This window comes from Kitasatospora sp. NPDC057904, assembly GCF_042887925.1.
Taxonomy (GTDB): domain Bacteria; phylum Actinomycetota; class Actinomycetes; order Streptomycetales; family Streptomycetaceae; genus Kitasatospora.
Genome location: NZ_JBHVOL010000085.1, coordinates 1 through 1,013 on the forward strand (window position 1 = coordinate 1; position 1,013 = coordinate 1,013).

General features: G+C 57.3%; 1 rRNA gene. It reads right to left on the bottom strand.

The features are described from left to right. Positions 1–1,013, bottom strand: a 23S ribosomal RNA gene (locus tag ACFVSN_RS45235); the annotation flags it as partial.

Consider the following 1,013-nt stretch of genomic DNA (forward strand, 5'->3'; position numbering starts at 1 on the left):
TGCAGGTCGGAACTTACCCGACAAGGAATTTCGCTACCTTAGGATGGTTATAGTTACCACCGCCGTTTACTGGCGCTTAAGTTCTCAGCTTCGCCTGGACGAATCCAAGCTAACCGGTCCCCTTAACGTTCCAGCACCGGGCAGGCGTCAGTCCGTATACATCGCCTTACGGCTTCGCACGGACCTGTGTTTTTAGTAAACAGTCGCTTCTCGCTGGTCTCTGCGGCCACCCCCAGCTCAAGGTGCAAGACCCATCACCAGGAATGGCCCCCCTTCTCCCGAAGTTACGGGGGCATTTTGCCGAGTTCCTTAACCATAGTTCACCCGAACGCCTCGGTATTCTCTACCTGACCACCTGAGTCGGTTTGGGGTACGGGCCGCCATGAAACTCGCTAGAGGCTTTTCTCGACAGCATAGGATCATCCACTTCACCACAATCGGCTCGGCATCAGGTCTCAGCCTTAATGTGAGGCGGATTTGCCTACCTCACGGCCTACACCCTTACCCCGGGACAACCACCGCCCGGGCTGGACTACCTTCCTGCGTCACCCCATCGCTCACCTACTACAGACTTGGACCGGCGGCTCCACCACTTCCCTTTGCCCGAAGGCTCCGGGACGGCTTCACGGCCTTAGCATCATCTGGTTCGACGTTGGCGCTTCAAAGCGGGTACGGGAATATCAACCCGTTGTCCATCGACTACGCCTGTCGGCCTCGCCTTAGGTCCCGACTTACCCTGGGCAGATCAGCTTGACCCAGGAACCCTTGGTCAATCGGCGCAAGAGTTTCCCACTCTTGTATCGCTACTCATGCCTGCATTCTCACTCGTATACCGTCCACGACTCGATTCCTCGGCCGCTTCACCCGGCACACGACGCTCCCCTACCCATCACAGCAGGCGTTGGCCCTATATGCTGCAATGACACGACTTCGGTGATGTGCTTGAGCCCCGCTACATTGTCGGCGCGGAATCACTTGACCAGTGAGCTATTACGCACTCTTTCAAGGGTGGC